The 22862-nt window shown below is 72.5% G+C and carries 25 protein-coding genes and 1 pseudogene; 15 read left to right on the top strand and 11 right to left on the bottom strand.

Going from position 1 to position 22862, the window contains the following annotated elements:
- The first annotated feature begins 106 nt into the window (after positions 1–106).
- Genes ACGFZN_RS14635 through ACGFZN_RS14625 form a run of 3 tightly spaced genes read left to right on the top strand, consistent with a single transcriptional unit; the run spans position 107 to position 1711 of the window.
- Entirely contained in the window at positions 107–460 is a 354-nt protein-coding gene (locus tag ACGFZN_RS14635; RefSeq protein ID WP_393858789.1) for a DivIVA domain-containing protein, read from the top strand.
- Positions 457–1047, top strand: coding sequence for a DNA-3-methyladenine glycosylase I (locus tag ACGFZN_RS14630; RefSeq protein ID WP_393858788.1), 591 nt, complete (start codon positions 457–459; stop codon positions 1045–1047). The genes ACGFZN_RS14635 and ACGFZN_RS14630 overlap by 4 nt, the downstream gene beginning before the upstream one ends.
- Positions 1040–1711: a GNAT family N-acetyltransferase gene (locus tag ACGFZN_RS14625; protein ID WP_393858787.1), complete on the top strand. Its 672-nt coding sequence runs from the start codon at positions 1040–1042 to the stop codon at positions 1709–1711. Before ACGFZN_RS14630 ends, ACGFZN_RS14625 begins: the two co-directional genes overlap by 8 nt.
- Positions 1712–1949: 238 nt before the next feature.
- Here ACGFZN_RS14625 and ACGFZN_RS14620 read toward each other — a convergent pair whose 3' ends face one another.
- Positions 1950–2753 (bottom strand): enoyl-CoA hydratase/isomerase family protein, encoded by an 804-nt coding sequence (locus tag ACGFZN_RS14620; protein WP_393858786.1) that lies wholly within the window; start codon positions 2751–2753, stop codon positions 1950–1952.
- A gap of 372 nt (positions 2754–3125) precedes the next feature.
- Here ACGFZN_RS14620 and ACGFZN_RS14615 point away from each other — a divergent pair, with 372 nt between their 5' ends.
- On the top strand, positions 3126–3293 hold the full coding sequence (locus ACGFZN_RS14615; protein WP_018544333.1) for a DUF3117 domain-containing protein: 168 nt from the start codon (positions 3126–3128) through the stop codon (positions 3291–3293).
- An 87-nt stretch (positions 3294–3380) separates the two neighbouring features.
- Here the strand turns inward: ACGFZN_RS14615 and ACGFZN_RS14610 are convergent, their stop codons facing one another.
- Positions 3381–4076 carry an O-methyltransferase gene (locus tag ACGFZN_RS14610; RefSeq protein ID WP_393858990.1) on the bottom strand — a complete coding sequence of 232 codons (696 nt, stop codon included), beginning with the start codon at positions 4074–4076 and terminating at the stop codon, positions 3381–3383.
- 239 nt (positions 4077–4315) lie between these two features.
- On the opposite strand from ACGFZN_RS14610, the gene sigE reads away from it, so the two are divergent.
- From sigE to ACGFZN_RS14585, 5 genes are all read left to right on the top strand, one after another.
- Positions 4316–5026: an RNA polymerase sigma factor SigE gene (gene sigE, locus ACGFZN_RS14605; RefSeq protein WP_393858785.1), complete on the top strand. Its 711-nt coding sequence runs from the start codon at positions 4316–4318 to the stop codon at positions 5024–5026.
- On the top strand, positions 5023–6048 hold the full coding sequence (locus ACGFZN_RS14600; protein WP_393858784.1) for a zf-HC2 domain-containing protein: 1026 nt from the start codon (positions 5023–5025) through the stop codon (positions 6046–6048). The genes sigE and ACGFZN_RS14600 overlap by 4 nt, the downstream gene beginning before the upstream one ends.
- Before the next feature lie 130 nt (positions 6049–6178).
- Positions 6179–7987 (top strand): S1C family serine protease, encoded by a 1809-nt coding sequence (locus tag ACGFZN_RS14595; RefSeq protein ID WP_393858783.1) that lies wholly within the window; start codon positions 6179–6181, stop codon positions 7985–7987.
- 84 nt (positions 7988–8071) lie between these two features.
- The gene (locus tag ACGFZN_RS14590; RefSeq protein WP_393858782.1) at positions 8072–8521 is read left to right on the top strand and encodes a sec-independent translocase; all 450 of its coding nucleotides are present in this window, start codon (positions 8072–8074) and stop codon (positions 8519–8521) included.
- Between the two features lie 247 nt (positions 8522–8768).
- Positions 8769–9434: a hypothetical protein gene (locus ACGFZN_RS14585; protein WP_393858781.1), complete on the top strand. Its 666-nt coding sequence runs from the start codon at positions 8769–8771 to the stop codon at positions 9432–9434.
- A 79-nt stretch (positions 9435–9513) separates the two neighbouring features.
- On the opposite strand, the gene ACGFZN_RS14580 is transcribed toward ACGFZN_RS14585, so the two are convergent.
- The 3 genes from ACGFZN_RS14580 to ACGFZN_RS14570 are packed head-to-tail and all read right to left on the bottom strand — an operon-like array spanning position 9514 to position 12590.
- The gene (locus tag ACGFZN_RS14580; RefSeq protein ID WP_330337958.1) at positions 9514–10647 is read right to left on the bottom strand and encodes an Mrp/NBP35 family ATP-binding protein; all 1134 of its coding nucleotides are present in this window, start codon (positions 10645–10647) and stop codon (positions 9514–9516) included.
- A 43-nt stretch (positions 10648–10690) separates the two neighbouring features.
- Positions 10691–11305 (bottom strand): DUF1003 domain-containing protein, encoded by a 615-nt coding sequence (locus tag ACGFZN_RS14575; RefSeq protein ID WP_393858780.1) that lies wholly within the window; start codon positions 11303–11305, stop codon positions 10691–10693.
- Positions 11289–12590 carry a magnesium transporter MgtE N-terminal domain-containing protein gene (locus ACGFZN_RS14570; protein WP_393858779.1) on the bottom strand — a complete coding sequence of 434 codons (1302 nt, stop codon included), beginning with the start codon at positions 12588–12590 and terminating at the stop codon, positions 11289–11291. The genes ACGFZN_RS14575 and ACGFZN_RS14570 overlap by 17 nt, the downstream gene beginning before the upstream one ends.
- A 238-nt stretch (positions 12591–12828) precedes the next feature.
- On the opposite strand from ACGFZN_RS14570, the gene ACGFZN_RS14565 reads away from it, so the two are divergent.
- Positions 12829–13572, top strand: coding sequence for a hypothetical protein (locus tag ACGFZN_RS14565; protein WP_393858778.1), 744 nt, complete (start codon positions 12829–12831; stop codon positions 13570–13572).
- A gap of 32 nt (positions 13573–13604) precedes the next feature.
- Here ACGFZN_RS14565 and ACGFZN_RS14560 read toward each other — a convergent pair whose 3' ends face one another.
- Both ACGFZN_RS14560 and ACGFZN_RS14555 read right to left on the bottom strand, forming a co-directional pair.
- Positions 13605–14120 (bottom strand): hypothetical protein, encoded by a 516-nt coding sequence (locus tag ACGFZN_RS14560; RefSeq protein WP_393858777.1) that lies wholly within the window; start codon positions 14118–14120, stop codon positions 13605–13607.
- 24 nt (positions 14121–14144) lie between these two features.
- Positions 14145–15269, bottom strand: coding sequence for a magnesium and cobalt transport protein CorA (locus ACGFZN_RS14555; protein ID WP_393858776.1), 1125 nt, complete (start codon positions 15267–15269; stop codon positions 14145–14147).
- A 484-nt stretch (positions 15270–15753) separates the two neighbouring features.
- On the opposite strand from ACGFZN_RS14555, the gene ACGFZN_RS14550 reads away from it, so the two are divergent.
- Positions 15754–16338 (top strand): suppressor of fused domain protein, encoded by a 585-nt coding sequence (locus tag ACGFZN_RS14550; protein ID WP_393858775.1) that lies wholly within the window; start codon positions 15754–15756, stop codon positions 16336–16338.
- 41 nt (positions 16339–16379) lie between these two features.
- Here ACGFZN_RS14550 and ACGFZN_RS14545 read toward each other — a convergent pair whose 3' ends face one another.
- The gene (locus ACGFZN_RS14545; RefSeq protein ID WP_393858774.1) at positions 16380–17579 is read right to left on the bottom strand and encodes an MFS transporter; all 1200 of its coding nucleotides are present in this window, start codon (positions 17577–17579) and stop codon (positions 16380–16382) included.
- A gap of 146 nt (positions 17580–17725) precedes the next feature.
- Between ACGFZN_RS14545 and ACGFZN_RS14540 the strand changes: the two genes are divergently transcribed.
- The 3 genes from ACGFZN_RS14540 to ACGFZN_RS14530 all read left to right on the top strand — a co-directional run bounded on the left by ACGFZN_RS14540 (position 17726) and on the right by ACGFZN_RS14530 (position 20082).
- Positions 17726–18367, top strand: coding sequence for a DUF6758 family protein (locus tag ACGFZN_RS14540; RefSeq protein ID WP_361975900.1), 642 nt, complete (start codon positions 17726–17728; stop codon positions 18365–18367).
- Between the two features lie 189 nt (positions 18368–18556).
- A complete protein-coding gene (locus ACGFZN_RS14535; RefSeq protein WP_393858773.1) occupies positions 18557–19414 on the top strand; it encodes a PHP domain-containing protein in 858 nt (285 codons plus the stop codon).
- Positions 19415–19476: 62 nt separating this feature from the next.
- Positions 19477–20082 carry a MarC family protein gene (locus tag ACGFZN_RS14530; protein WP_393858772.1) on the top strand — a complete coding sequence of 202 codons (606 nt, stop codon included), beginning with the start codon at positions 19477–19479 and terminating at the stop codon, positions 20080–20082.
- 46 nt (positions 20083–20128) lie between these two features.
- Here the strand turns inward: ACGFZN_RS14530 and ACGFZN_RS14525 are convergent, their stop codons facing one another.
- A complete protein-coding gene (locus ACGFZN_RS14525) occupies positions 20129–20281 on the bottom strand; it encodes a hypothetical protein (RefSeq protein ID WP_330337947.1) in 153 nt (50 codons plus the stop codon).
- Positions 20282–20515: 234 nt separating this feature from the next.
- On the opposite strand from ACGFZN_RS14525, the gene ACGFZN_RS14520 reads away from it, so the two are divergent.
- Entirely contained in the window at positions 20516–21421 is a 906-nt protein-coding gene (locus ACGFZN_RS14520) for an NYN domain-containing protein (RefSeq protein WP_393858989.1), read from the top strand.
- A gap of 40 nt (positions 21422–21461) precedes the next feature.
- Here ACGFZN_RS14520 and ACGFZN_RS14515 read toward each other — a convergent pair whose 3' ends face one another.
- Together ACGFZN_RS14515 and ACGFZN_RS14510 are read right to left on the bottom strand one after the other, a co-directional pair.
- Complete coding sequence (locus tag ACGFZN_RS14515) at positions 21462–22376, bottom strand: alpha/beta fold hydrolase (RefSeq protein ID WP_393858771.1); 915 nt, start codon at positions 22374–22376, stop codon at positions 21462–21464.
- A 163-nt stretch (positions 22377–22539) separates the two neighbouring features.
- Positions 22540–22862: pseudogene (locus ACGFZN_RS14510) on the bottom strand (ATP-dependent helicase); the annotation flags it as partial.

The raw sequence follows: 22862 nt of genomic DNA, 5'->3' as shown, positions 1-22862 counted from the left end.
GTACGGCCGCCTGTGACCCTAACTGTCAGACTCGCATGGCACGATCGGAGCCTGACAGATTCAGCGTCCGGAACAACGACCGGCACGGACCGTGGGGACCCTGGCGATGGTGATGTTCTTGTTCCTGGTGGTCGCACTGGCCGTCGTGGTCGCCGCGGTGACCCTCGCCGTGGTGGGCGGCGGCGGGAGCGGCCCGCTGCCCGAGGCGGCGCCCGAGCGGCTGCGCGACCCGCTGCCCCCGGACCGCCCGGTGGACCGCGCGGACGTGGAGAGCCTGCGCTTCCCCGTCGCCCCGCGCGGCTACCGCATGGCGGACGTCGACGACGCCCTCGGCCGGCTCGCCGCCGAACTCGCCGAGCGGGACGCCCGCATCGCCGACCTGGAGTCGGCGCTGGCCGGCGCCAGAGCGGCGGCCCACGCCCGCCCGGACAAGCGCGACCACCCGGAGGACCAGCGATGAGCGACGGCGCCGCCCTCGCCGGACCCGACGGCGCCCTGCGCTGCCCGTGGGCCCTGTCCACCGAGGACTACGTGGCGTACCACGACGAGGAGTGGGGCCGCCCGGTCCACGGCGACGACGCCCTCTTCGAGCGGATCAGCCTGGAGGCCTTCCAGTCGGGCCTGTCCTGGATCACGATCCTGCGCCGCCGCGAGGGCTTCCGTGCCGCGTTCGCCGGCTTCCGCATCGAGAAGGTCGCCGCCTTCACGGACGAGGACCGGGAGCGGCTCCTCGCCGACGAGGGCATCATCCGCAACCGCGCCAAGATCGACGCCACGCTCGCCAACGCGCGCGTGCTCGCCGGCTGGGCCGAGGGCGAGCTGGACGAGCTGATCTGGTCCCACGCCCCGGACCGGGCCGGCCGCCCGGCCCCGAAGACCCTCGCCGACGTCCCGGCCGTCACCCCGGAGTCCACCGCCCTGTCCAAGGCGCTGAAGAAACGCGGCCTCAGATTCGTCGGCCCGACCACCGCGTACGCCCTCATGCAGGCGTGCGGCCTCGTCGACGACCATCTGGAGGCCTGCGTGGCCAGAGGCGCCGGTGCCTGACCCCCGGTCCGCGGGCGGGTCCGGACCCCGGACCCTGGCCGGCATCCTGGACGCCGCGGCCCGCGGCAGCTTCCCGGCGCCGGACGGCGGTGTCACCGTCGTGCCGCAGCCGAGCCACCGCGACGCGGGGGTGATCGCGTTCACCGCGCACTCCGTGGTGTTCACCGACGAGGACCCGGACTGGGTGCGCGGCGCGCTCGCGTCCCTCGACTGCGACCGGCTGGCGGCGGCGATGAACCCCCGCTTCCTCGCCGCGTTCCTCGCCCGCACGGGCCGCGCCATGGACTGCGTCGACCTGCTCACCGTGGCCGGCTCCCTGCCCGGCGGACCCCCGCTGGAGCTGCGCGAGCTCGCCGACCCGGACCATCCGCGGGTTCGCCGGGCCCGCGAGCACCGGGACGACGTCCGCGTCTGGGCGGCCGACGGGGGAGTGGTCGTCCTCGGCCGGGGCGTCGCCGGGCGCTGGGAGACGGCCGTCGAGGTCGACGAGGACGTACGGCACCGGGGGCTGGGCCGGGCCCTGGCCACGGCCGCCCGGCATCTGATCCCGGCGGGCCAGTGGCTCTGGGCGCAGCAGTCCCCGGGCAACGCCCGCAGCGTGCGCGCCTTCCAGGCGGCCGGCTACCGCCCGGTGGGCGCAGAGGCCCTGCTCACCGCGCCCTAGGCCCTGTCGTCGAACTCCCTCCCCCAGCCTCCGGCCGAGGGGACCTCAGCCCCGCGACGCCATGCACACACTTTCGCCGCTGCGGGCCCGGCCCAAGCACATCCGGTACGAGGACCAGGGCCCGGCACTCTCCCAGCCTTCGGCCGGGGGCCCAGAGCACGCGCACGCACCTGACGCCGCGAGGCCCGCCCTCCGGGCGGACGACGGGAGTTCGACGACAGGGCCCGGGCCCCGCGTGTCACCGGCCGAGGTACTTCGGCTTCTCCTTGTTCACGAAGGCCTGCACCGCGATCGCGTGGTCCTCGGACTGCCCGGCCCGGGTCTGCAGCTCGTCCTCCTTCTCCAGGGTCTCGGCGAGGGAGTGCGTGAGGCCGTAGGCCACCGCCTCCTTGATCGCCGCGTACGCCACCGTCGGGCCCTCGGCCAGCGCCCGCGCCGTCTTCTCGGCCTCGGCGCGCACCTCGGCGGCGGGCACCACCCGGTTGGCGATGCCCAGCTCCAGCGCGTCCTGGGCGCTGATGCTGCGCGGGAAGAGCAGCAGGTCGGCGGCGCGGCTCGGGCCGATCACCCGGGGCAGCGTCCAGGAGATCCCGGAGTCGGCGGTCAGGGCGACGCCGGCGAAGGAGGTGTTGAAGGCGGCCGTGTCGGCGACCACCCGGTAGTCCGCGGCGAGCGCGAAACCGAAGCCGGCCCCGGCCGCCACCCCGTTCACCGCGGCGACCACCGGCTTGGGCGCCCCGGCGAGGGCGCGGACGATCGGGTTGTAATGCTCCTTGACCGTGCTCATCGTCTGCCCGGACCCGGTCTCCCGGTCCGCCGCGAGCAGCCCGATGTGCTCCTTGAGGTCCTGGCCCACACAGAACGCCCGGTCCCCGGCCGCGGTCAGCAGGATCGCCCGTACGGCCGAGTCGCCGGCCGCGGATTCCGCCGCCTCCCGGAGGGCGGCCTTGGTGGCGATGTTCAGCGCGTTCATCGCCTCGGGGCGGTTCAGCGTGATCGTCGCGAGCCCGTCGCTCACCTCGTAGAGCACGGTGTCGGCCATGGGACATCCCCTCCGGTTCGCCGGTGACGTACCGCGCGGTACGTCCGTGTACGAAGGACAGCATGGCGGAGATCGCCGTCCGTGCGCCGGACCCCGCGTGTGACCTGCGTCAAAGAAAACCGGAGCCGAGCCGGCGGGTGGATGTCCGGTGCGGGGGCGCAGTATCGCAGCCACATCGCCGAATTGAGTGGTTTTGCTCGCGCGCGTTGCCCAAGCGATGCCGACTGATGTTGGTCATCGGGTCCTGCGATGCGGGATAATGGCTGGGAAGCAATGTGTTCGATGCCGGTGTCGCGTGTCCGTTTCGGAACCGCGGGTGCCTTCCGAGGGCTCCCGGCAGACGATGAGCTGGTTTCAGGAAGGGGAACGAGCATGGCGGCCATGAAGCCGCGGACGGGCGATGGCCCGCTCGAGGTGACCAAGGAGGGGCGGGGCATCGTCATGCGCGTTCCGCTCGAAGGCGGCGGTCGACTCGTCGTCGAGCTGACCCCTGACGAGGCCGAGGCGCTCGGCGACGCCCTCAAGAAGGTCGTCGTCTGACGTCCCAGCGATCCTGTCCTTCCGGCTGCCCCGGCATCGTGAGCGATGCCGGGGCAGCCGTGCTTCCGCTCCTTTGCGGCCGCCCGCTCACCGCTTGACGGCGCACAGCAGCCCGTCGCCCACCGGCAGCAGCGACGGCAGCAGCTCCTGGCTCTCGCGCACCGCGCGCAGCAGCTCCCGCAGCCGCAGCACCTCCGTCGGCTGCGGTCCCGAGTCCACCGTACGGCCGCCGGCGAAGACCCCCTCGAAGACCACGAGGCCGCCCGGCCGGAGCAGGCGCAACGATTCAGCTAGGTAGTCCAGGTACTCCAGCCGGTCGCCGTCGCAGAAGACGAGGTCGTAGCCGGCGTCCGCGAGCCGGGGCAGCACGTCCAGGGCCCGGCCCGGGATGAAGCGGGCCCGGTTGCTGGCGAAACCGCAGGCGCGGAAGGCCTGCCGGGCGAACTGCTGGTGGTCCGGCTCCGTGTCGACCGTGGTGAGCACGCCGTCCGGGCGCATGCCGTGCAGCAGATGGATCCCGGACACCCCGCAGCCCGTGCCGATCTCCGCGACCGCCTTCGCGTCCACGGAGGCGGCCAGCAGTCGCAGCGCGGCGCCCGTGCCGGGCGACACCGAGCGCAGCCCGGCCTCGCGGGCCCGGTCGCGGGCCCACCGCAGCGCGTCGTCCTCGGCGACAAAGGCGTCGGCGAACGCCCAGCTCGTCTGCCGGTTGCCGGTAATGACCCTCTCCTGTCCCGTGGTTGCCTGGGCGTGACTGTATCCGTTGGCGTCGGGAACCCGCAGATGGGACCGGTCGTTTAGAGGGGTGTGGGGAGCGGCACGGGACGCGAGGGGGCTGAGCGGGGGTGGACGGGACGGATCAGGACACCGGGCGACTGTTGACGCAGCCGCATCAGCGCGTATCAAATTCTCGTAAAACCGCTTATCCGGAGCTAACGGGCGAGGTGGCTATGGTAGGGGCTCCACTGGACACCACCAGAGCCGACAGGGGAGGTGCGGCTGCGCCCGGAGACCGGGGCGGAGTGCTGCGGCGCTTCCTCGGGTCGGCGGGCAGGCCGAGATCCGTGACCGACACCGCTGCCGACCACCACGCCGCTTTCGCCGCAGGCGAGGCCCAGACCGCGACCTTCTCCACCGACGCGGACGGGCAGGCGTGGACTCCGCCCACGTGGGAGGAGATCGTCAGCACGCACAGCGGCCGGGTGTACCGACTCGCCTACCGGCTGACGGGCAACCAGCACGACGCCGAGGACCTCACCCAGGAGGTCTTCGTCCGCGTCTTCCGCTCCCTGTCGACGTACTCGCCGGGCACCTTCGAGGGCTGGCTGCACCGCATCACCACCAACCTCTTCCTGGACATGGTCCGGCGCAAGCAGCGCATCCGCTTCGACGCCCTCGGCGAGGACGCGGCCGAGCGCCTGGCCAGCCGCGAGCCCACCCCGCACCAGGTCTTCAGCGACGCCCACTTCGACGCCGACGTGCAGCAGGCCCTGGACACCCTGGCCCCCGAGTTCCGCGCCGCCGTCGTGCTGTGCGACATCGAGGGACTGTCGTACGAGGAGATCGCCGCGACCCTCGGCGTGAAGCTCGGCACCGTCCGCTCCCGCATCCACCGTGGCCGATCCCAGCTCCGCAAGGCCCTTGCCCACCGTTCCCCGGAGGCCCGTGCGGCCGAGCGGCGCTCCTTCCTGGCCCGTGTCCCCGCTCTGGGGGGAGGGGGCGCGACGGCGTGAGTGGTTCCCGGCCCAAACCTGCTCAGGCGCACCTCGCGGAGCAGCACCTCGGAGACCGGCTCTCCGCCCTGGTGGACGGAGAGCTCGGTCATGAGACGCGTGAGCGGGTCCTCGCGCACCTGGCGACCTGCGCCCGGTGCAAGGCGGAGGCGGACGCCCAGCGCCGATTGAAGAACGTGTTCGCGGAGGCTGCCCCGCCGCCTCCCTCGGCGAGCCTGCTGGCCCGCCTGCAGGGCCTGCCCGAAGGAGATGACCCGGACGGCGACGGCATGTCGCCGCCAGGAGGACTCTTCGGCGGCTCCGGTGACGGCGAGGGCACCGGGGGAGCCTCCGGCACCCTCGGGGTCTTCGGCGTGAGGCGCGGCGAGCGCTTCGCGTTCGGCTACGTCCCCGCGCGGCCGCACGGCGCCGGACGGCTCCCCGCGCTGCCCGCCGCCGAGGAGCGCGGCTTCCGCATCCACCCCGTCGGCCGCCCGGACGAAGGCCGCTCCGCCTCGCGCGGTCTGCGGTTCGCGGTCGCCGCCGCCGGCGCGGTGTCGCTGGCCGCGGTGGCCCTCGGCGGTGTGACCACGGCCATCCCCGGCGACACCGGCGTAGACGCCCGCGGCGGCTCGGGCACCGGCAGCAATGTGGTCCCGGCCCGCTCGGCGGGCACCGGCGCGGGCTCGGGCACGACCGCGCCCGAGACCCAGCAGCGCCGCCGGGCGCTGGGACCGCTGCTCGCCCAGGGCGGCGCCCAGCGCGGCCCGTCGACGCCCGCCGCCCCCGCCTCCATGTCCGCGCCGCTGGTCCCCGGCCTGCCCACACCCGACGGCGGCCGGGCGGAGACCGACGGACTGCGCAGCCTGAACGCGCCGATGATGGCCGGTGCGGCCGCCGTCTCCCCGCTGATACGTCCGCTCGACAACACCGTGGTCTACCCGCTCACCGCCTGGTCCACGGTCCCCGGCGCGACCGCCTCTCTCCTGCCGCCCGTCTCCGTTCCCGACACCACCGCCCCCACGCCGGGTCACACCCCCTGACCGGCCCCTACGCCGCGCCCCGCGAACCTGGTTGAATCCTGTGCGTTCCCGCGGCGACGCCCCCCGGGAACGCAGTCGACGTTCCGCGCGCGCCGCCCCGGCGGAGGCCGCGTCCAGCCGTGGGGAGACCATGACCGAGGCCAGCCACACCCCTTCGGGCCACACCCCGAACACCCCGCCGCCGGCCTCGGCGGACCCGGAGAAGGGCGAGGACTCCACGCCGGTGGAGCTCGCATCGGCCGAAGCGGAGCCCGCGCAGGCCGCCGAAGCGCAGCAGGCCGGGATGGGCGTGGCCGGCTCGGGAGACGCCGGACTGGCCGCAGCCGGTGATGGGGACTTCGAACTGCCCAAGCCGGTGCCGGAGGCGACGGACAGGACAGGGGCGGACGGAGTCGCCAGGGCCGGCGTGTCGTCCCCGCCCGGGGAGGACGCCTGGGCGGCCCAGGCCGGGCGCCCCAAGCCGTTGCACGACCCCGACCCCTACAGCACCCCGCCGTACGGCGAGCCGGGCCCCTGGGCGCCCGCACCGCCCGTACCGCACCCGGCGGCCCCGGCGGGCCTGAGCGCGCCCATTCCCGCCCCCACGACCCCCCTGGGCACCGCACCCACGGCCCCTGTCGCTCCCACCCCCGCCGCCGACGCCCTGACCACCCCCACCCTCACCCCCACCCCGGCCCCCACCCCCCTCGAGCCCCAGCCCGCCCCCCGCCCCCCAGCGGCCCCGGAACCGCGTTACGACCCCTGGGCCGCCGCCTCGTCCCGTGAGCGGCGCTTGCAGGGGCCCCTTCAGCAAACCGGAGCCGGGGTGCCGACGGAGCAGCAGCGCAGGCGGCGGGGGAGGCGTTTACTCGTGGGCTGGAGCCTGATGATCGCCGTGGTGTCCGGAGGGATCGGTGGGGTCGCCGGAGCCTGGGTCGAGCGGGCGCGGCCGGAAGACGGGGTGCGGCTGCAGCCGGGGCGCGTGCCCGCGGGGCGGGCGCCGGACAGCGTGGCCGGGATAGCCGCGCGGGCGCTGCCCAGCGTCGTCACCCTGCACGTCAGCGGTACCGACCAGGCGGACACCGGCACCGGCTTCGTACTCGACACCCAGGGCCACATCCTCACCAACAACCACGTCGTCGCGCCCGCTGGATCCACGGGCGGCGACGTCTCGGTGACGTTCACCAGCGGGGACACCGTCAAGGCGAAGATCGTCGGACGCGACAGCGGGTACGACCTCGCCGTCGTCCAGGTGCACGGTGTGCACGGGCTCGCCCCGCTGCCCCTGGGCAACTCCGACGACGTCCGGGTCGGCGACCCCGTCGTGGCCATCGGCTCCCCCTACGACCTCGCCGGCACCGTCACCTCCGGCATCATCAGCGCCAAGGAACGGCCCATCACGGCCGGCGGGGAGAAGGGCGACGGCAGCGACGTGTCGTACGTGGACGCGCTGCAGACCGACGCCCCCATCAACCCGGGCAACTCCGGCGGTCCCCTCCTCGACTCCCGGGCCCGGGTGATCGGCATCAACTCGGCCATCCGGTCCGCCGACGGCAGCACCGACCCGCAGAACGGCCAGGCCGGCTCCATCGGGCTCGGCTTCGCCATCCCCGTCAACCAGGCCAGGCGCGTCGCCGAGGAACTGATCGAGGACGGCCATGCCACCCACCCCGTGATCGGGGTCACGCTCGACATGGCGTACACCGGCGACGGCGCCCGCATCGACAGCCGGAGCGCGGACGGCGGCCCCGCCGTGCGCGCGGGCGGCCCCGGCGACCGGGCCGGGCTCGCGGCGGGCGACGTCATCACCGAGGTCGACGGGCAGCGGGTGCACACGGCCGAGGAGCTGATCGTGAAGATCCGCGCCCACCGGCCCGGCGACCGGCTACGGCTGACGGTCCGGCGCGACGGCACGGACCGGGAGATCCGGCTCCGACTGGGCGCGGCGGAGCAGAACTGACGCACGTCTCATTGCGGGACGGTACCGGTCGGACAGGAACGCCGGGTACCGTTGAGCGACCGAGGACATCGCAAGGAGCGTCAGGTGTTCAATGACATAGGGCCAATGGAGCTGCTGACGATCGTCGTCATCGCTGTGCTCGTGTTCGGTCCGGACAAGCTCCCGAAGGTCATCCAGGACGTGATGCGCACGATCCGGAAGATCCGCGAGTTCTCGGAGAGCGCCAAGCAGGACATCCGCCAGGAACTGGGCCCGGAGTTCAAGGACTTCGACTTCGAGGACCTCAACCCCAAGACGTTCATCCGCAAGCACCTGGACGGCGACGAGCTGGGGCTGAAGGAGATCCGCAACGGCTTCGACCTGAAGAAGGAGATGGCCGAGGTCACGGACGCGGTGAAGAGCTTCGACACCGATGCCCCGGCATCGTCCTCCTCCTCGCCCTCTTCCTCGGCCGCGCCGCGCGTCGACATGGCGAAGAAGCCCGAGGAGCCGGCGCAGGACGACCGCCCGCCGTTCGACGCGGACGCCACCTAGCGGGCCCTCGCGCGCCGGCCGCCGACACGCGCGCGCGGGCGTACGCCGCGCACGTGACGCGTTTCATAACAGGTACCCGTCGCACACGGCCTGAACAGGCCGTTCGCGCGACCCACGCATCCAGCGCCTGCCCTGCGCCTCTCACCGGTGTGGATATGCTGCCGAGTTGTTGTGCGGACCGGACGAGTACGCCCGAAGGGGGGCGGGCCACCGCTGGTCCGACGAGAGCGAGGAGGCGTCCGGGCAGATGGAGACGACGAGTCGGGTGGGCGCACAGGCGCCGGTCGCGGAGGGCGCGCAGCAGCTCCCCTCCGCCCGGCGCACGGTCGACGGTTATCTGCAGGCTCCCTTCCCGTGGTACGGCCTCGACGAGGCGTTCACCGGACCGCGCTGGCTGATGCAGGTCGGTACGGCGGCCGACGGCGCCGTCGAGCACGGTTCGATCGGGCACGGCGACGAGCCCTCCGTCCGGGGCGAGGCCGTCGCCGCCGGTGAGCCGCGGGAGAAGTTCGCGGTGGTCGTCACCGTCGCCGCGCAGCCGTCCCGCAGGAGCGCCGACGGCACGGGGCTGCTGGAGGCCACGTCGGTGTCCTCGGCGGCGTGGCTGGCCGGGGTGGGGCTGCTGTCGTTCACCTGGCCGGGGCAGATGGACCACAGCCTGCGGGACGACTGGCTGGAGCAGCAGACGGAGACGGCGTGGGCGCTGGCCGACGACCTCGAGGGGCCGGAGTGGAGCCGCCTCTCCCTGCCGGTGGACGGGGTGGCGTCCTCCTTCTATTACCGGGAGTCCGAGTTCGGCTGGGTGCTGGCCGGTTCCACCGGGGCGGGCGTGCACCTGGGGGCGTACGGGCGGGGGATGAGCGCGTACGGTCTGGGGTTCGCCGTGGTGAAGGACGTGGCCGCGTACGCGTGACGCCCGCCGGCGCATGCGCGAAGGGGCGCCGGTCCGTACCGGCGCCCCTTCGTCGTCGAGGTCTTCGTCTTCGGAGTCCTCAGAACTTGTTCTTCGGCGTGATCCCCAGCGACAGGCCCGACAGGCCCCGCTGACGGCCGCCCAGCTTCCCGGCGATCGCCTTCAGGGCGCTGCCCGCCGGGGAGTCCGGGTCGGTGAGGACGACGGGCTTGCCCTCGTCGCCGCCCTCGCGGAGGCGGACGTCGATCGGGATGCTGCCGAGGACCGGGACCGTCGTACCGGTGGTGCGGGTGAGGCCGTCGGCGACCAGCTGGCCGCCGCCCGTGCCGAAGACGTCGACCATCTCGCCGCAGTGCGGGCAGGGCAGGCCGGACATGTTCTCGACCACGCCGACGATCTTCTGGTGGGTCTGCACGGCGATGGAGCCGGCCCGCTCGGCGACCTCGGCCGCCGCCTGCTGCGGGGTCGTCACGACCAGGATCTCGGCGTTCGGGATCAGCTGGGCGACGGAGATCGCGATGTCGCCGGTGCCGGGCGGCAGGTCCAGCAGGAGGACGTCGAGGTCGCCCCAGTACACGTCCGCGAGGAACTGCTGCAGCGCGCGGTGCAGCATCGGGCCGCGCCAGACGACCGGGGCGTTGCCCGGGGTGAACATGCCGATGGAGATGACCTTCACGCCGTTCGCGGACGGCGGCATGATCATGTTCTCGACCTGGGTGGGACGGCCGTCGGCGCCGAGCATGCGCGGCACCGAGTGGCCGTAGATGTCGGCGTCCACGACACCGACCTTCAGGCCGTCGGCGGCCATCGCCGCCGCCAGGTTGACCGTCACCGAGGACTTGCCGACGCCGCCCTTGCCGGAGGCGACCGCGTAGACGCGGGTGAGGTTGCCGGGCTTGGCGAAGGGGACCTCGCGCTCGGCCTGGCCGCCGCGCAGGGCCGCGGCCAGCTCCCGGCGCTGCTCGTCGCTCATGACGTCCAGGGTGACGTCGACGCGGGTGACGCCCTCGACCCGGGAGACCGCCTGGGTGACGCGCTCGGTGATGGTCTCGCGCATGGGGCAGCCGGAGACCGTCAGGTACACGGTGACCGCGACCGCGCCGTCCTCCCCGATCTCCACCGATTTGACCATCCCCAGTTCGGTGATGGGGCGGTTGATCTCGGGGTCGTTCACCGTCGCCAGTGCCTCGCGCACCGCGTCTTCCGTAGCCATGAGAACGATGGTACGGCGCGCCGAGGGGCGTCCGGGATGCCCCTCAGCGGTCGTTTGTGTCACGTCCCGGGGACCGTTCCGACCGTTCTGCCGGGAATACGACATGGCCGGGATGCCCGTCGTGCCGTCGCCGCTCGTCCAGCTCCTTGACGAGGTCCTGCAGCTCGGAGCGGATCCAGTCGCGGGTCGCGACCTCGCCGAGGCCCAGGCGCAGCGCGGCGATCTCCCGGGTCAGGTACTCGGTGTCGGCGATGGACCGCTCGTTCTGCTTGCGGTCCTGCTCCAGGTTGACCCGGTCGCGGTCGTCCTGCCGGTTCTGCGCGAGCAGGATCAGCGGCGCCGCGTAGGAGGCCTGAAGGGACAGCACCAGTGTGAGGAAGATGAACGGGTACGGGTCGAACCGCAGATGGCTGGGCGCGGTGATGTTCCACGTCAGCCACACGAAGATGACGACCGTCATCCAGACGATGAAGCGCCCCGTGCCCAGGAAGCGGGCGATGCGCTCCGACAGCCGCCCGAAGGCCTCCGGGTCCCACTCCGGCAGCACCCGGCGGCGCGGCGGGCGCGGCTGGTCGAGCCGGGGCGCACGGGGCCGGGTGGCGGCCGTGGCGCCCACGGGGTGGCGTTCACGGGTCGCGGCGTCACGCTCGGGAGCCATGGCTGCCCACCCCCTCGTTGTTCTCGTCGTTCAGGTGGAACTCCGTCTCCCGCCAGTCCTCCGGGAGCATGTGGTCCAGCACGTCGTCCACGGTGACCGCGCCGAGCAGCGCCCCGGACTCGTCGACCACGGGCGCGGCGACCATGTCGTACGTGGCGAAGAACCCGGCGATCAGGCGCAGCGCCGCGCCCGGGGCCAGCGGCTGCAGGTCGGTGTCGACGATGGAGCTGACCAGGTTGTACGGCGGCTCGCGCAGCAGCCGCTGGAAGTGGACGGTGCCCAGGTACTTGCCGGTCGGCGTCTCGTCCGGCGGCCGGCACACGTACACCTGGGCGGCGAGCGCCGGGGACAGGTCGGGGTTGCGTACCCGGGCGAGGGCGTCGGCGACGGTGGCGTCCGGGCGCAGCACGACCGGCTCGGTGGTCATCAGACCGCCGGCCGTGTGCTCCTCGTACGACATCAGGCGGCGCATGTCGGCCGCGTCGGACGGCTGCATCAGGCTCAGCAGCCGCTCCTTGTCCTCCTCGGGCAGCTCGCCGAGCAGGTCGGCGGCGTCGTCGGGGTCCATGGCCTCCAGGACGTCCGCCGCGCGCTCCTCCTTGAGCTTGCCGAGGATCTCGATCTGGTCGTCCTCCGGCAGCTCCTCGAGCACGTCGGCCAGCCGGTCGTCGTCGAGCGCGGCGGCGACCTCGGCGCGCCGCTTGGGGGAGAGGTGGTGCAGCACGTTGGCGAGGTCGGCGGGGCGCAGCTGCTCGAAGGTGGCGAGCAGGCTCTCGGCGCCCTGGCCGTGCTCCTCCAGGGAGAAGCCGGTGACGGCCGACCACTCGGCGGTCAGCGTCTCGCCCCTGGCGCGCCGGAAGGCCCCGCCCTTCCTTCCCTTGCGGACGAAGACGCGGTCGACCTCCCAGTCGCGGCGGGCGGGAAGCTGCTGCACGGACACGTCGAGGACGGTGACCTCCTCGCCGGTCTCCACGAGCGTCACCCGCCGGTCCAGCAGTTCGCCGAAGACCAGCCGCTCGGTGGGCCGCTGCTCGAAGCGCCGGACGTTCATCACACCGGTGGTGATGACCTGTCCGGACTCGATGCCGGTGACCCGGGTCATGGGCAGGAAGATGCGGCGCCGGGTGGCCAGTTCGACGACCAGGCCGAGCAGCCGTGGGGGCCTGCGGCCCACGCGCAGCATCACGACGAGGTCGCGCACACGGCCCACCTGGTCGCCGTTCGGGTCGAAGACGGGGACCCCGGCGAGGTGCGAGACGAAGATCCGGGGGGCGCCGGCTGCCATGGCTGTGCTTCCTCTGCTGACGTGGCCTGGGAATCGCCCAGTGTTCGGGTGTTCCGCTCTCTTTGTGGATGGGTCGGTGAATTGCTCGGATTTGCCCGCTCGGGTGCGCTTCAGGCTAGCCCGTACCGGTCGGATACGCCCTGGTGGCGGGTCCGGACGGACTCGCTCCGCCGGGCGGCCGAGGCACCGGTACGCTGCGGTCCACCCCTCAGGAACCGTCAGAAAGGCGACCCCACCTGTGACTGCGACTCCCCAGGGCCGTACCCGCCGGGCCGCGCTGGTGGCGGTGATCTGCGCCGTCGCGGGCGCGGCGGCGCTCACCGGGTGCGGCGGCGAGGATCCGGACGCGGGGACGAACGGCGTGGGCAAGCTGCCCCCCGACAGCATCCAGGCGAAGACGCGGGCCGCGGCGTCGGCGGCGTCCGCGGTACGGCTGTCCGGCACGGTCGTCACCAGCGGCCGTACGTACACGCTGGACATGCGGCTCAAGGACGACGGCGGCACCGGGTCGGTGACGTCGAAGGGGGCCACCTTCAAGCTGCTGCGGGTGGGCAGGCAGCTGTATCTGAAGGCCGACGCGGACTTCTGGAACGAGGCCGGCGGCAAGGACGGCGGCGACGGCGCGGCGGCCTCGCTGGACGGCAAGTACGTCAAGGTGCCGCAGGGCGACCCCGCGTACAAGAAGTTCAGCGGCTTCACGGACAAGGACGTCCTCCTCGACGGACTGCTCACACTGCACGGTTCGCTGGCGACGGACGGGCACCACGAGGACGCGGGTACCCGCACCATCCGCATCACCGGCGACAAGGGCTCCGGCGGCAGCCTCGACGTCTCCCTGGAGGGCACCCCCTATCCGCTCCGCCTGGTCCGCGCGGGCGGTGCGGGCACCCTGAGCTTCTCCGACTGGGGTAAGGACTTCGCCGTGACCGAGCCTGCGAAGGGTGAGACCGTGGACTACGGCCGGCAGCTCCCGGCGTCCTAGCAGTGCCGCCGCGGGCTTCCGGGCGGCCGGTGTCAGCGACGCTTTCGGCGCTTCATCAGCAGCCTCGGCAGTCCCGCGGGCACCGGCTTCCGCGTGGTCGCCGGTGTCGCGACCGGCCGCTCGGCCAGGCTGCCGTCGGGCAACGGCGCCACCGGCCCGGCCGGAGCCAGGCGCAGCACCCGGCACTCGCGGGCCCAGCGGGCCGGCATCCGCTCGCCGTCGGGGGCGTTCAGGCGCTTGCCCTTCAGCTCGGCGACGGCCGCCTCCCACTCCGCGGAGCCGGAGGGCAGCTCGGAGACGGTCGCGGGGAACGTCACCAGCCGCCCGCCCTTGTCCTTGCTGCGCACGGTGACCTCGGCGGACCCTCCGTCGACCAGCGCCTCGAGCGGCTGCTCACCGGGTCCGTCGCCGACCAGGCACACCGCGCCGTCGTGCCACACGTGCCACAGCGCACGCGCGGCAGCGGCGCCCGCGCCTTTGACCCAGACGAGGCCGGACTTCTTCGAGGCCTCCTCGACGAGGGCCCGGTCGAGCAGCTCACGTGTCATGTGCCCAGCCTATCCAGCGCCCGGTCACAGCCAGCCGTTGCGCTTGAGCACCCGGTGGATGCCCACGCACATGGCGACCGTGACGCTCAGGACCAGCGGATAGCCGTACTTCCAGTGCAGCTCCGGCATGTGGTCGAAGTTCATGCCGTACACGCCGGTCACCATCGTCGGCACGGCGATGATCGCGGCCCAGGCGGTGATCTTGCGCATGTCCTCGTTCTGCGCGACGGACGCCTGCGCCAGGTTCGCCTGGAGGATGGAGTTGAGGAGTTCGTCGAAGCCCAGCACCTGCTCCTGGACCCGGGCGAGGTGGTCGGCGACGTCCCGGAAGTACTTCTGGATGTCCGGGTCGATCAGCCGCATCGGCCGCTCGCTCAGCAGCTGCATGGGCCGCAGCAGCGGCGCCACCGCGCGCTTGAACTCCAGCACCTCGCGCTTGAGCTGGTAGATCCGCGCCGAGTCCACACCGCGGGACACCCCGCCCTTGCGGCCCGGCGAGAAGACCTCGGTCTCCACCTCGTCGATGTCGTCCTGCACGGCGTCGGCGACCGCGATGTAGCCGTCCACGACATGGTCGGCGATGGCGTGCAGCACGGCCGAGGGGCCCTTGGCGAGCAGTTCCGGATCGTCCTGCAGCCGGTGCCGCAGCGCCCGCAGCGAGCCCTTGCCGCCGTGCCGGACGGTGATGAAGAAGTCCCGGCCGGTGAAGCACATGACCTCGCCGGTCTCGACGACCTCGCTGTTGGCGGTGAGCCGGTCGTGCTCGACGTAGTGGATGGTCTTGAAGACGGTGAAGAGCGAGTCGTCGTAGCGCTCCAGCTTGGGCCGCTGGTGCGCCTGCACCGCGTCCTCCACCGCCAGCGGGTGCAGCCCGAACTCGGTCGCGATACCGGCGAATTCGGCCTCGGTCGGCTCGTGCAGGCCGATCCACACGAAGCCGCCGTCGCGCCGCACCAGCCGCATCGCCTCCTGCGGGCTGAGCGGCCCCGTGCTCGTCACCCGCCGGCCGTCGCGGTAGACGGCGCAGTCCACGACGGCCGAGGACGTGGCGGGGTCACGGGTGGTGTCGTACGACGACGGGCCGGTCTCCTTGCGCAGCGAGACACGGGACGGACGGACCACGGCGCGCAGATCACGGATCATCGACATGGGCAGGCTCCTTCGCGACAGGCAGCGAAAGACCGCGGGCGACGGCTGGAACCACCCGGAATGGGGACGTCCTGACGCGGGATGTTTGGCACGTCCACAAAGCGGGGAGCACCGCACCGTCGCGGTGGCGACTTCGCTACTGATGCAGAACTGTGGCGATCCGACGGATCACACGATCAGTCGGACCGGGCAAAGCGATACGAAGCGCTCTTCCGAAGGGCGACACGCACGGGAAGGCAGCAGCAGCCAGCCAGAAACCAGCCAGTGACTACATCAGCGGGCGGAAGAGCGAGTGGTACTGCACGGTCGACTTCGATCCATGACAGCCCCACCTCCTCCGGCCGGTCCCTCGTAAGGGAGTCTCAGGTGCCGGGACTTGACGGCATGCTCGGCATGCTGTCCCGAACCACCGGCTCAGCGTAGCAGCCGCCCGAAGTGTCAAGGCGCCGCTTTGCCCGCTACTGACGAGTTCTATGCTCACCGCATGGTTGATGTTCTTCCCCTGGTCGAGGCACGGCTGACCAGCGCGCTGGGCGAGCCGGACGCGCGCGCCGCCGTCACCTTCCTCGGCACGGACCGCATCGAGGTGCTCCGGTTCCGGGAGGGGGACGTCCTCAGGTACGCCACCCTCGGCATGTCCGCGCACCCCATGACCGACCCCGCCGCGCTGCTCGCCGACCCGGTCAGGGGCCCCCGCGCCGAGCTGGTGCTCTCCGTCCGCGCGGGCGGCGCCGACACCGACAAGGTGCTGCGCCCGCTCGCCGTGCTGGCCGCGTCCCCGCAGGTCGAGGGGGTCATCGTGAACCCCGGCGCCTCCCTCGACGTGGGTGAGCCGCTGTGGCCCGGCGCCCCCTTCACCTCGGTCCTGGTGGGGGAGCCCGGCGGCCTGGTGGAGGACCTGGAGCTGGACGAACCGCTGGAGCCCGTGCGGTTCCTGCCGCTGCTGCCGATGACCCCGAACGAGGCCGCCTGGAAGCGGGTGCACGGCGCCCAGGCCCTCCAGGAGCGCTGGCTGGGCAGCGGGACGGACCTGCGCGATCCGGCCCGCCGGTCCGTCCCGCTCGACTGACCCCGCAGTGACCGATCTCACCAACGCGCGCGTGGAAGCGGTCAGTTGGCGAAGACGGTGACCGAGTCCTCGGTGGCGTGCGCCGTCGCGTGCGCGGCCGACTCGTGGGCGAGGGCCCGGCGCCGTACGACCACCACGAGCGCGCCCAGCAGCGCGGTGACCGCCGCCACCAGGAACGGCACGTGGATGTCGCTCCACTCCTGAAGCTTCGGCGCGAGGTAGGGAGCGGCGGCGGCCGCGAACCAGCGGACGAAGTTGTAGCCGGCGCTGGCCACCGGGCGCGGGGCGTCCGACACGCCGAGCGCCAGCTCGGTGTAGACCGTGTTGTTCACGCCGATGAAGGCGCCGGACAGCACCGTGCAGACGATCGCGGCGGTGTGGTCGCCGTAGCCGAGGACCAGGACGTCCGCGGCGAGCAGCACCAGCGAGCCGCCGAGCACCTTCAGCGAGCCGAACCGCTGCTGCATGCGCGGCGCCACGATCACGGAGAAGACCGCCAGCAGCACACCCCAGGCGAAGAACACCGCACCGGAGCGGTACGGGGTCATCTCCAGCACGAACGGCGTGAAGGCCAGCACCGTGAAGAACGTGTAGTTGTAGAAGAACGCCGAGACCGCCGCCGAGGCGAGACCGCCGTGGCCGAGCGCCCTGACCGGGTCCAGCACCGAGGTCCTGCGGGCCGGCTTGGGCTGCTCCTTCAGGAACGCCGTGATGCACAGGAAGCCGATCGCCATCAGCGTGGCCGTGCCGAAGAAGGGGTAGCGCCAGCTGAGGTTGCCGAGGACCGCGCCGAGCAGCGGGCCGCAGGCCATGCCGAGGCCGAGCGCGGACTCGTAGAGCAGGATCGCCGCCGCGCTGCCTCCGGCCGCCGCGCCGACGATCACCGCCAGGGCGGTGGAGACGAACAGCGCGTTGCCGAGTCCCCAGCCCGCCCGGAAGCCGACCAGCTGGCCGACGCTGCCCGAGGTGCCGGCCAGGCCCGCGAAGACGACCACGAAGGCGAGGCCGAGCAGCAGCGTCCTGCGGCCCCCGATGCGGCTGGAGACGAAGCCGGTCAGCAGCATCGCCACCGCGGTGATCAGGAAGTACGAGGTGAAGAGCAGGGACACCTGGCTGGGGGTGGCGTGCAGGCCCTGCGCGATGGACGGCAGGATCGGGTCGACCAGGCCGATGCCCATGAAGGCGACGACGGAGGCGCCGGCCGTGGCCCAGACCGCCTTGGGCTGCCGCAGGAGTTCCATGTTCTCTCCGCTCTCTCCAACAAGTTAGCTCCGCTAATAAGTGTAAACTACACTCATCTGGTCGTCCCGTGCTCGCGGAAGGCCGTTCCCGCCGGACGGGTGATCGTCCTTGACGTGGGCGGGCCGGGGTAGGACCGTGGAGCCCTATGAGGGGCGAACCCAGTTGCCCGAGGTGCGGTGGCCGGGTCAGGGCGCCCGGTCTCTTCGCCGATGCGTGGCAGTGCGATGTGCACGGTCCGGTGTATCCGCTGCAGCCCGTGATCCCGCCCAGTGTCGAGGCCCTCGCCGCGGTCGTGCACCGCACGCACGTTCCGCTGTGGATGCCCTGGCCGCTGCCCGTCGGCTGGCTCTTCACCGGCGTGGCCTACGCGGGCGACGACCGCAGCGGCGGCCGCGCCACCGCCGTCGCCTGCTCCGGACCCGGCCCGCTCGGCGGTCCCGGCGAACTCATCCTCGTCGCCGAGGAACTCGGCGTCGGCCTCGGCGCGCGGTACGCGGGAATCGACGGCCCCGATCCGGGGTCGTACATGAACGTCGAGAAGCCGCCCCAGGCCAAGGTGCTGGCCGCGGGCCGGCCGACCCCGCTCTGGCACGTCTACCGCACCCCCGACGACCGGGCCGTCTTCGCCGGCGAGGCGCTCGGCATGTGGCTGTGGGCGGTGATCTGGCCCGAGCAGGCCGGCCTGCTCATGTACGACGAGCTGGTGCTGACGGATCTGCGGGACGCGGGGGCGGAGCTGGATCTGGTGCCGTGCGGAGCGCTTTCGCCGCGCTTGCTTCGGCCGTGACGCCTACCGGGGTGCCGGGTTCCCGCCGTTGGGCGGGTGCGGGTCTCGTTGTGGTTGCTCGCGCCGTTCCCCGCGCCCCTTGAGGTCGGCCGCCGTAGGGGGCGCTGATCGGTTGCGGGTGTGACCGGCGGGCTTCAAAACACCGTTATCCTTAGGTGTCCCCTTCCGTCCGTCCTGCCTGGAGTCTGCGTGCGTATCGATCTGCACTGTCACTCCACGGCCTCCGACGGTACGGACACGCCTGCCGAGCTGGTGCGCAAGGCGGGGGCTGCCGGGCTGGACGTCGTCGCGCTGACCGATCACGACACCACCCGCGGGTACGCCGAGGCGATCGCCGCGCTGCCCGAGGGGCTGACGCTGGTCACCGGCGCCGAGCTGTCCTGCCGTGTCGACGGCGTCTCCATGCACCTGCTGGCCTACCTCTTCGACCCCGAGGAGCCCGCTCTGCTCGCCGAGCGCGAGCTGGTGCGCGACGACCGGGTGCCGCGGGCCAAGGGCATGATCGCCAAGCTGAACGCGCTGGGCGTGCCGGTCACCTGGGAGCAGGTCGAGCGGATCGCGGCCGGCGGTTCCGTGGGGCGCCCGCACGTCGCCACCGCGCTGGTCGAGCTGGGCGTCGTGCCGACGGTGAGCGAGGCGTTCACCGAGGAGTGGCTGGCGGACGGCGGCCGGGCCTACGTGGAGAAGCACGAGACCGACCCCTTCGAGGCGATCCGGCTGGTCAAGAACGCGGGCGGGGTCTGCGTGTTCGCGCATCCGGCCGCCGCCAAGCGCGGGCGCACGGTCCCCGAGGCGCGGATCGCCCAGCTGGCCGAGGCCGGCCTGGACGGCGTCGAGGTCGACCACATGGACCACGACGCCGACGCCCGCGACCGGCTGCGCGGCCTGGCGAAGGACCTGGACCTGCTGGTCACGGGCTCCTCCGACTACCACGGCAGCCGCAAGGACGTCGCGCTCGGCGCGTACACGACCGACCCCGAGGTGTACGGGGAGATCACCCGGCGGGCGACCGGGGCGTTCCCCGTCCCGGGCACCGGCGGAGCCTGAGGCCCTCGGCGGCCCTCCCGCGCCCGTAGTCCACCTGTTCAAGCAAGGCCAGTACTTCCCCCATGTTCGACCTCGCCGTCTTCGGCTCCCTGTTCCTGACCCTTTTTGTCATCATGGATCCCCCTGGGATCACCCCGATCTTCCTCGCCCTGACCGCCGGCCGTCCGGCCAAGGTGCAGAAGCGGATGGCCTTCCAGGCCGTGTGCGTCGCCGGCGGGGTCATCGCCACGTTCGGCGTCCTGGGGCACCAGATCCTGAACTACCTGCACGTCTCCGTGCCCGCGCTGATGATCGCGGGCGGTCTGCTGCTCCTGCTGATCGCGCTGGACCTGCTCACCGGCAAGACCGACGAGCCGAAGCAGACCAAGGACGTGAACGTGGCGCTCGTGCCGCTGGGCATGCCGCTGCTGGCCGGACCGGGCGCGATCGTGTCCGTGATCCTGGCCGTGCAGAAGGCGGACAGCGTGTCCACGCAGATATCGGTGTGGACGGCGATCCTCGCGATCCACGTCGTGCTGTGGCTGGTGATGCGTTACTCGCTGCTGATCATCCGGGTCATCAAGGACGGCGGTGTCGTCCTGGTGACGCGGCTCGCGGGCATGATGCTGTCCGCGATCGCCGTGCAGCAGATCATCAACGGGATCACTCAGGTGATCCGGGGGAGCTGAGCGCGTCGTCTCGGCTCCCCCGGAAAGCTTGAGTGCGTCTACCCCGTTACGAGGCCGGGGTCTCGGCCGGGCGGATCCACAGACGCTGCCCGATGGCGGCGGCCTGCTGAACGATCCGGTTGACGGAGGCGGCGTCCACGACGGTGCTGTCCACGGTGGTGCCGTCGACCTCGTCGAGTCGCATGATCTCGAAGCGCACAGGCTTCTCCCTTCGTCTGGTCATCCTCCTGCGGAGAACTACTTGGCGGACCGGACGTGTCCCCGGTCTCGTACAGAGTCAACGTGCTGCTTGTTACAAACATTCCCTACGCTAAATAAATTTTTCGAACGTCTAATGACTGACGGGTAAGCGGACCGAGGGGCGGCCGACCCGGAGGACCGGCCCGGAGGACCGACCGGGAGCAGTTGTGTTCACAGCGTGACCGCCGGGACAATGGAGGCGATGAACGACGACCTGGCCGCCCTGGCCACCCGCATCGACCGCACGAACGAGCTGCTGGAACGCATGCTCGCCGAGGTGGCGAAGACGCCCTCCACCCACGCGATCTTCGTCGACGCCGGGTATCTGTACGCGGCCGCGGGCCGGCTCGTCGCGGGCACCGAGGACCGCAGGGCCTTCGACCTCGACGCCGAGGGACTGATCGACGCGCTCATCGACCGGGCCCGCCAGGTCTTCGCCGACAGCCGCCTGCTGCGCGTCTACTGGTACGACGGCGCCCGCCGCCGCATCCACACCGCCGAGCAGCAGAGCATCGCCGAACTCCCCGACGTCAAGGTCCGCCTGGGCAACCTCAACGCCAACAACCAGCAGAAGGGCGTCGACTCGCTGATCCGCGGCGACCTCGAATCACTGGCCCGGCACCGCGCGATCAGCGACGCCGCCCTGCTCGGCGGCGACGAGGACCTGGTGTCGGCGGTCGAGGCCGCGCAGGGCTACGGCGCCCGGGTCCACCTGTGGGGCATCGAGGCGCCCGAGGGCCGCAACCAGGCCGAGCCGCTGCTCTGGGAGGTCGACAGCCAGCGCACCCTCGACCTCGAGTTCTTCAAGCCGTACGTCTCCCGCCGCACGGCCGCCGCCTACGACGCCGCCGGCGGCGCCCGCCCCACCCGCGACGAGGTGCGCTTCGTCGGCGCGCAGATCGCCGCGAAGTGGCTGGTCGCCCGGGGCCGCGAGACCCTGGTCGAACTGCTCCCCGGCCACCCCTATCTGCCCGGCTCGGTCGACCAGGACCTGCTGGTCGAGGCCGAGGGCCTGCTCCAGTACTCCCTGCGCGGCCAGGCCGACCTGCGCCGCGCGCTCCGGGACGGCTTCTGGGAGCATCTGCAGGCGCAGTTCTAGCGGTCGTCCAGCGGACACAGCAGCGGCAGTACCAGCGGCGTTACTTGCGCCGTTCGCCCGTCCCGCTCCCGCTCCTGCTCCGGCTTCCCGGGCCGTCCCAGAAGTCGGCGAGCGCCTGGGCCGTGGCGAGGGGCCGGTCGGTGTTGGGGGAGTGCTCGGCGCCCTCGATCACCGTCCGGCGTGCGCCGAGCCGCGCCGCCATGTCGTCCAGCAGGGGCAGCGGCCAGGTGTCGTCCCGCGCGCCGGACAGGACGTGCATCGGCAGGGGTACGGTGGCCAGTTCCGCCACCCGGTCCGGTTCCGTGCACAACTGGCGCCCGGTGGCGATCAGTTGGGCGGGCCTGGTGCCCAGCCAGCGGCGCCGCAGGTCGTCCCGGTCGTCCAGCCCGCTGTCGAGCGCCTGCGTCACGGTGTCCTCCGGCGTCTCCATCGCCTGGATCGCCTCCCACACCTCCGCCATGCCCATCACCGCGAGCGCGTCCCGCAGCAGCTTCACCCGCTGCTGCTGGGGCTCCGAGATCTGCGCGGGGCCGGAGGACATGAGGGTCAGCGAACGGAAGGGCGCGTGGTCGAGCAGTACGGCGGTCCGTGCGATCTGTCCGCCGAGCGAGTGCCCGAGAAGATGCACCGGCTCTCCGAGCGCCTCAGCCTGCGCGAGTACGTCCCGCGCCAACTCCTCCTGCGCGTACGCCGATTCGTCGGTCTCGGGGCCGTCCGACTCGTACTGGCCGCGCCCGTCGACGGCCACCGTCCGGTATCCGCGCCGGGCCAGCGGCACATGCAGCGGATTGAAGTCCTCCTTGCTCCCGGTGAACCCCGGCAGCAACAGCGCCACGCCACGCGGCTCGACCCCGTCGGCCACGGGAGCGTCCACGACGGCGAACTCCCCCCGCACGGTCCGCAGAAAGTACGCACGGGCACCCGGAGGCGGGACGAAGGTGGCGGGCCTGCTCATGGGGAGAGGCTATCGGGCGAGGCGCGGAGCCGCCGGGCGCGGGGAGGGGACTGGCGGCGGTACGCGGGCGGGACGGTACACGGGCGGAGCCGGAAACGCGAGGGCCCGGTCCAGGTGAGTGGACCGGGCCCTCGCGTGCGTCCGTCGGTGACGGTGTGCCGGATCAGCCTTCCGCGGCCTCGACGACCGCCGTCGCCTTGCGCGTGCGGCGGCGCGGCTTGGCCTCCGGCTCCTCGCTGGCCTGCGCCGGGATCTCCGCGGCGACGGCCTTGCGGGTCCGGCGCGCCTTCGGCGCGGCCACCTCGGCGTCCCCGTCCGCCTCGGCGACGGCAGCGGCCGTCTTCCGGGTGCGGCGCGGCTTGGCCTCGGCCTCGGCCGCTTCGGTGGAGGCGGCCGTCTTGCGCGTACGGCGCGGCTTGGCCTCGGCCTCCGCTTCAGCCGGGGCGGCCTCGGTGGCGGCGGCTGCCGTCTTCCGGGTCCGGCGCG

It is taken from the genome of Streptomyces sp. NPDC048192 (assembly GCF_043202415.1).
Lineage (GTDB): Bacteria > Actinomycetota > Actinomycetes > Streptomycetales > Streptomycetaceae > Streptomyces.
This window is presented reverse-complemented; position numbering and strand designations above follow the sequence as displayed.

Excerpts from the sequence above, each read along its gene's own strand:
- ACGFZN_RS14635 (WP_393858789.1), top strand. The coding sequence starts at position 107 with ATGGTGATGTTCTTGTTCCTGGTGGTCGCACTGGCCGTCGTGGTCGCC.
- ACGFZN_RS14630 (WP_393858788.1), top strand. The coding sequence starts at position 457 with ATGAGCGACGGCGCCGCCCTCGCCGGACCCGACGGCGCCCTGCGCTGC.
- ACGFZN_RS14620 (WP_393858786.1), bottom strand. The coding sequence starts at position 2,753 with ATGGCCGACACCGTGCTCTACGAGGTGAGCGACGGGCTCGCGACGATC.
- ACGFZN_RS14615 (WP_018544333.1), top strand. The coding sequence starts at position 3,126 with ATGGCGGCCATGAAGCCGCGGACGGGCGATGGCCCGCTCGAGGTGACC.
- ACGFZN_RS14595 (WP_393858783.1), top strand. The coding sequence starts at position 6,179 with ATGACCGAGGCCAGCCACACCCCTTCGGGCCACACCCCGAACACCCCG.
- ACGFZN_RS14585 (WP_393858781.1), top strand. The coding sequence starts at position 8,769 with ATGGAGACGACGAGTCGGGTGGGCGCACAGGCGCCGGTCGCGGAGGGC.
- ACGFZN_RS14580 (WP_330337958.1), bottom strand. The coding sequence starts at position 10,647 with ATGGCTACGGAAGACGCGGTGCGCGAGGCACTGGCGACGGTGAACGAC.
- ACGFZN_RS14575 (WP_393858780.1), bottom strand. The coding sequence starts at position 11,305 with ATGGCTCCCGAGCGTGACGCCGCGACCCGTGAACGCCACCCCGTGGGC.
- ACGFZN_RS14570 (WP_393858779.1), bottom strand. The coding sequence starts at position 12,590 with ATGGCAGCCGGCGCCCCCCGGATCTTCGTCTCGCACCTCGCCGGGGTC.
- ACGFZN_RS14560 (WP_393858777.1), bottom strand. The coding sequence starts at position 14,120 with ATGACACGTGAGCTGCTCGACCGGGCCCTCGTCGAGGAGGCCTCGAAG.
- ACGFZN_RS14555 (WP_393858776.1), bottom strand. The coding sequence starts at position 15,269 with ATGTCGATGATCCGTGATCTGCGCGCCGTGGTCCGTCCGTCCCGTGTC.
- ACGFZN_RS14550 (WP_393858775.1), top strand. The coding sequence starts at position 15,754 with ATGGTTGATGTTCTTCCCCTGGTCGAGGCACGGCTGACCAGCGCGCTG.
- ACGFZN_RS14545 (WP_393858774.1), bottom strand. The coding sequence starts at position 17,579 with ATGGAACTCCTGCGGCAGCCCAAGGCGGTCTGGGCCACGGCCGGCGCC.
- ACGFZN_RS14540 (WP_361975900.1), top strand. The coding sequence starts at position 17,726 with ATGAGGGGCGAACCCAGTTGCCCGAGGTGCGGTGGCCGGGTCAGGGCG.
- ACGFZN_RS14530 (WP_393858772.1), top strand. The coding sequence starts at position 19,477 with ATGTTCGACCTCGCCGTCTTCGGCTCCCTGTTCCTGACCCTTTTTGTC.
- ACGFZN_RS14520 (WP_393858989.1), top strand. The coding sequence starts at position 20,516 with ATGGAGGCGATGAACGACGACCTGGCCGCCCTGGCCACCCGCATCGAC.
- ACGFZN_RS14515 (WP_393858771.1), bottom strand. The coding sequence starts at position 22,376 with ATGAGCAGGCCCGCCACCTTCGTCCCGCCTCCGGGTGCCCGTGCGTAC.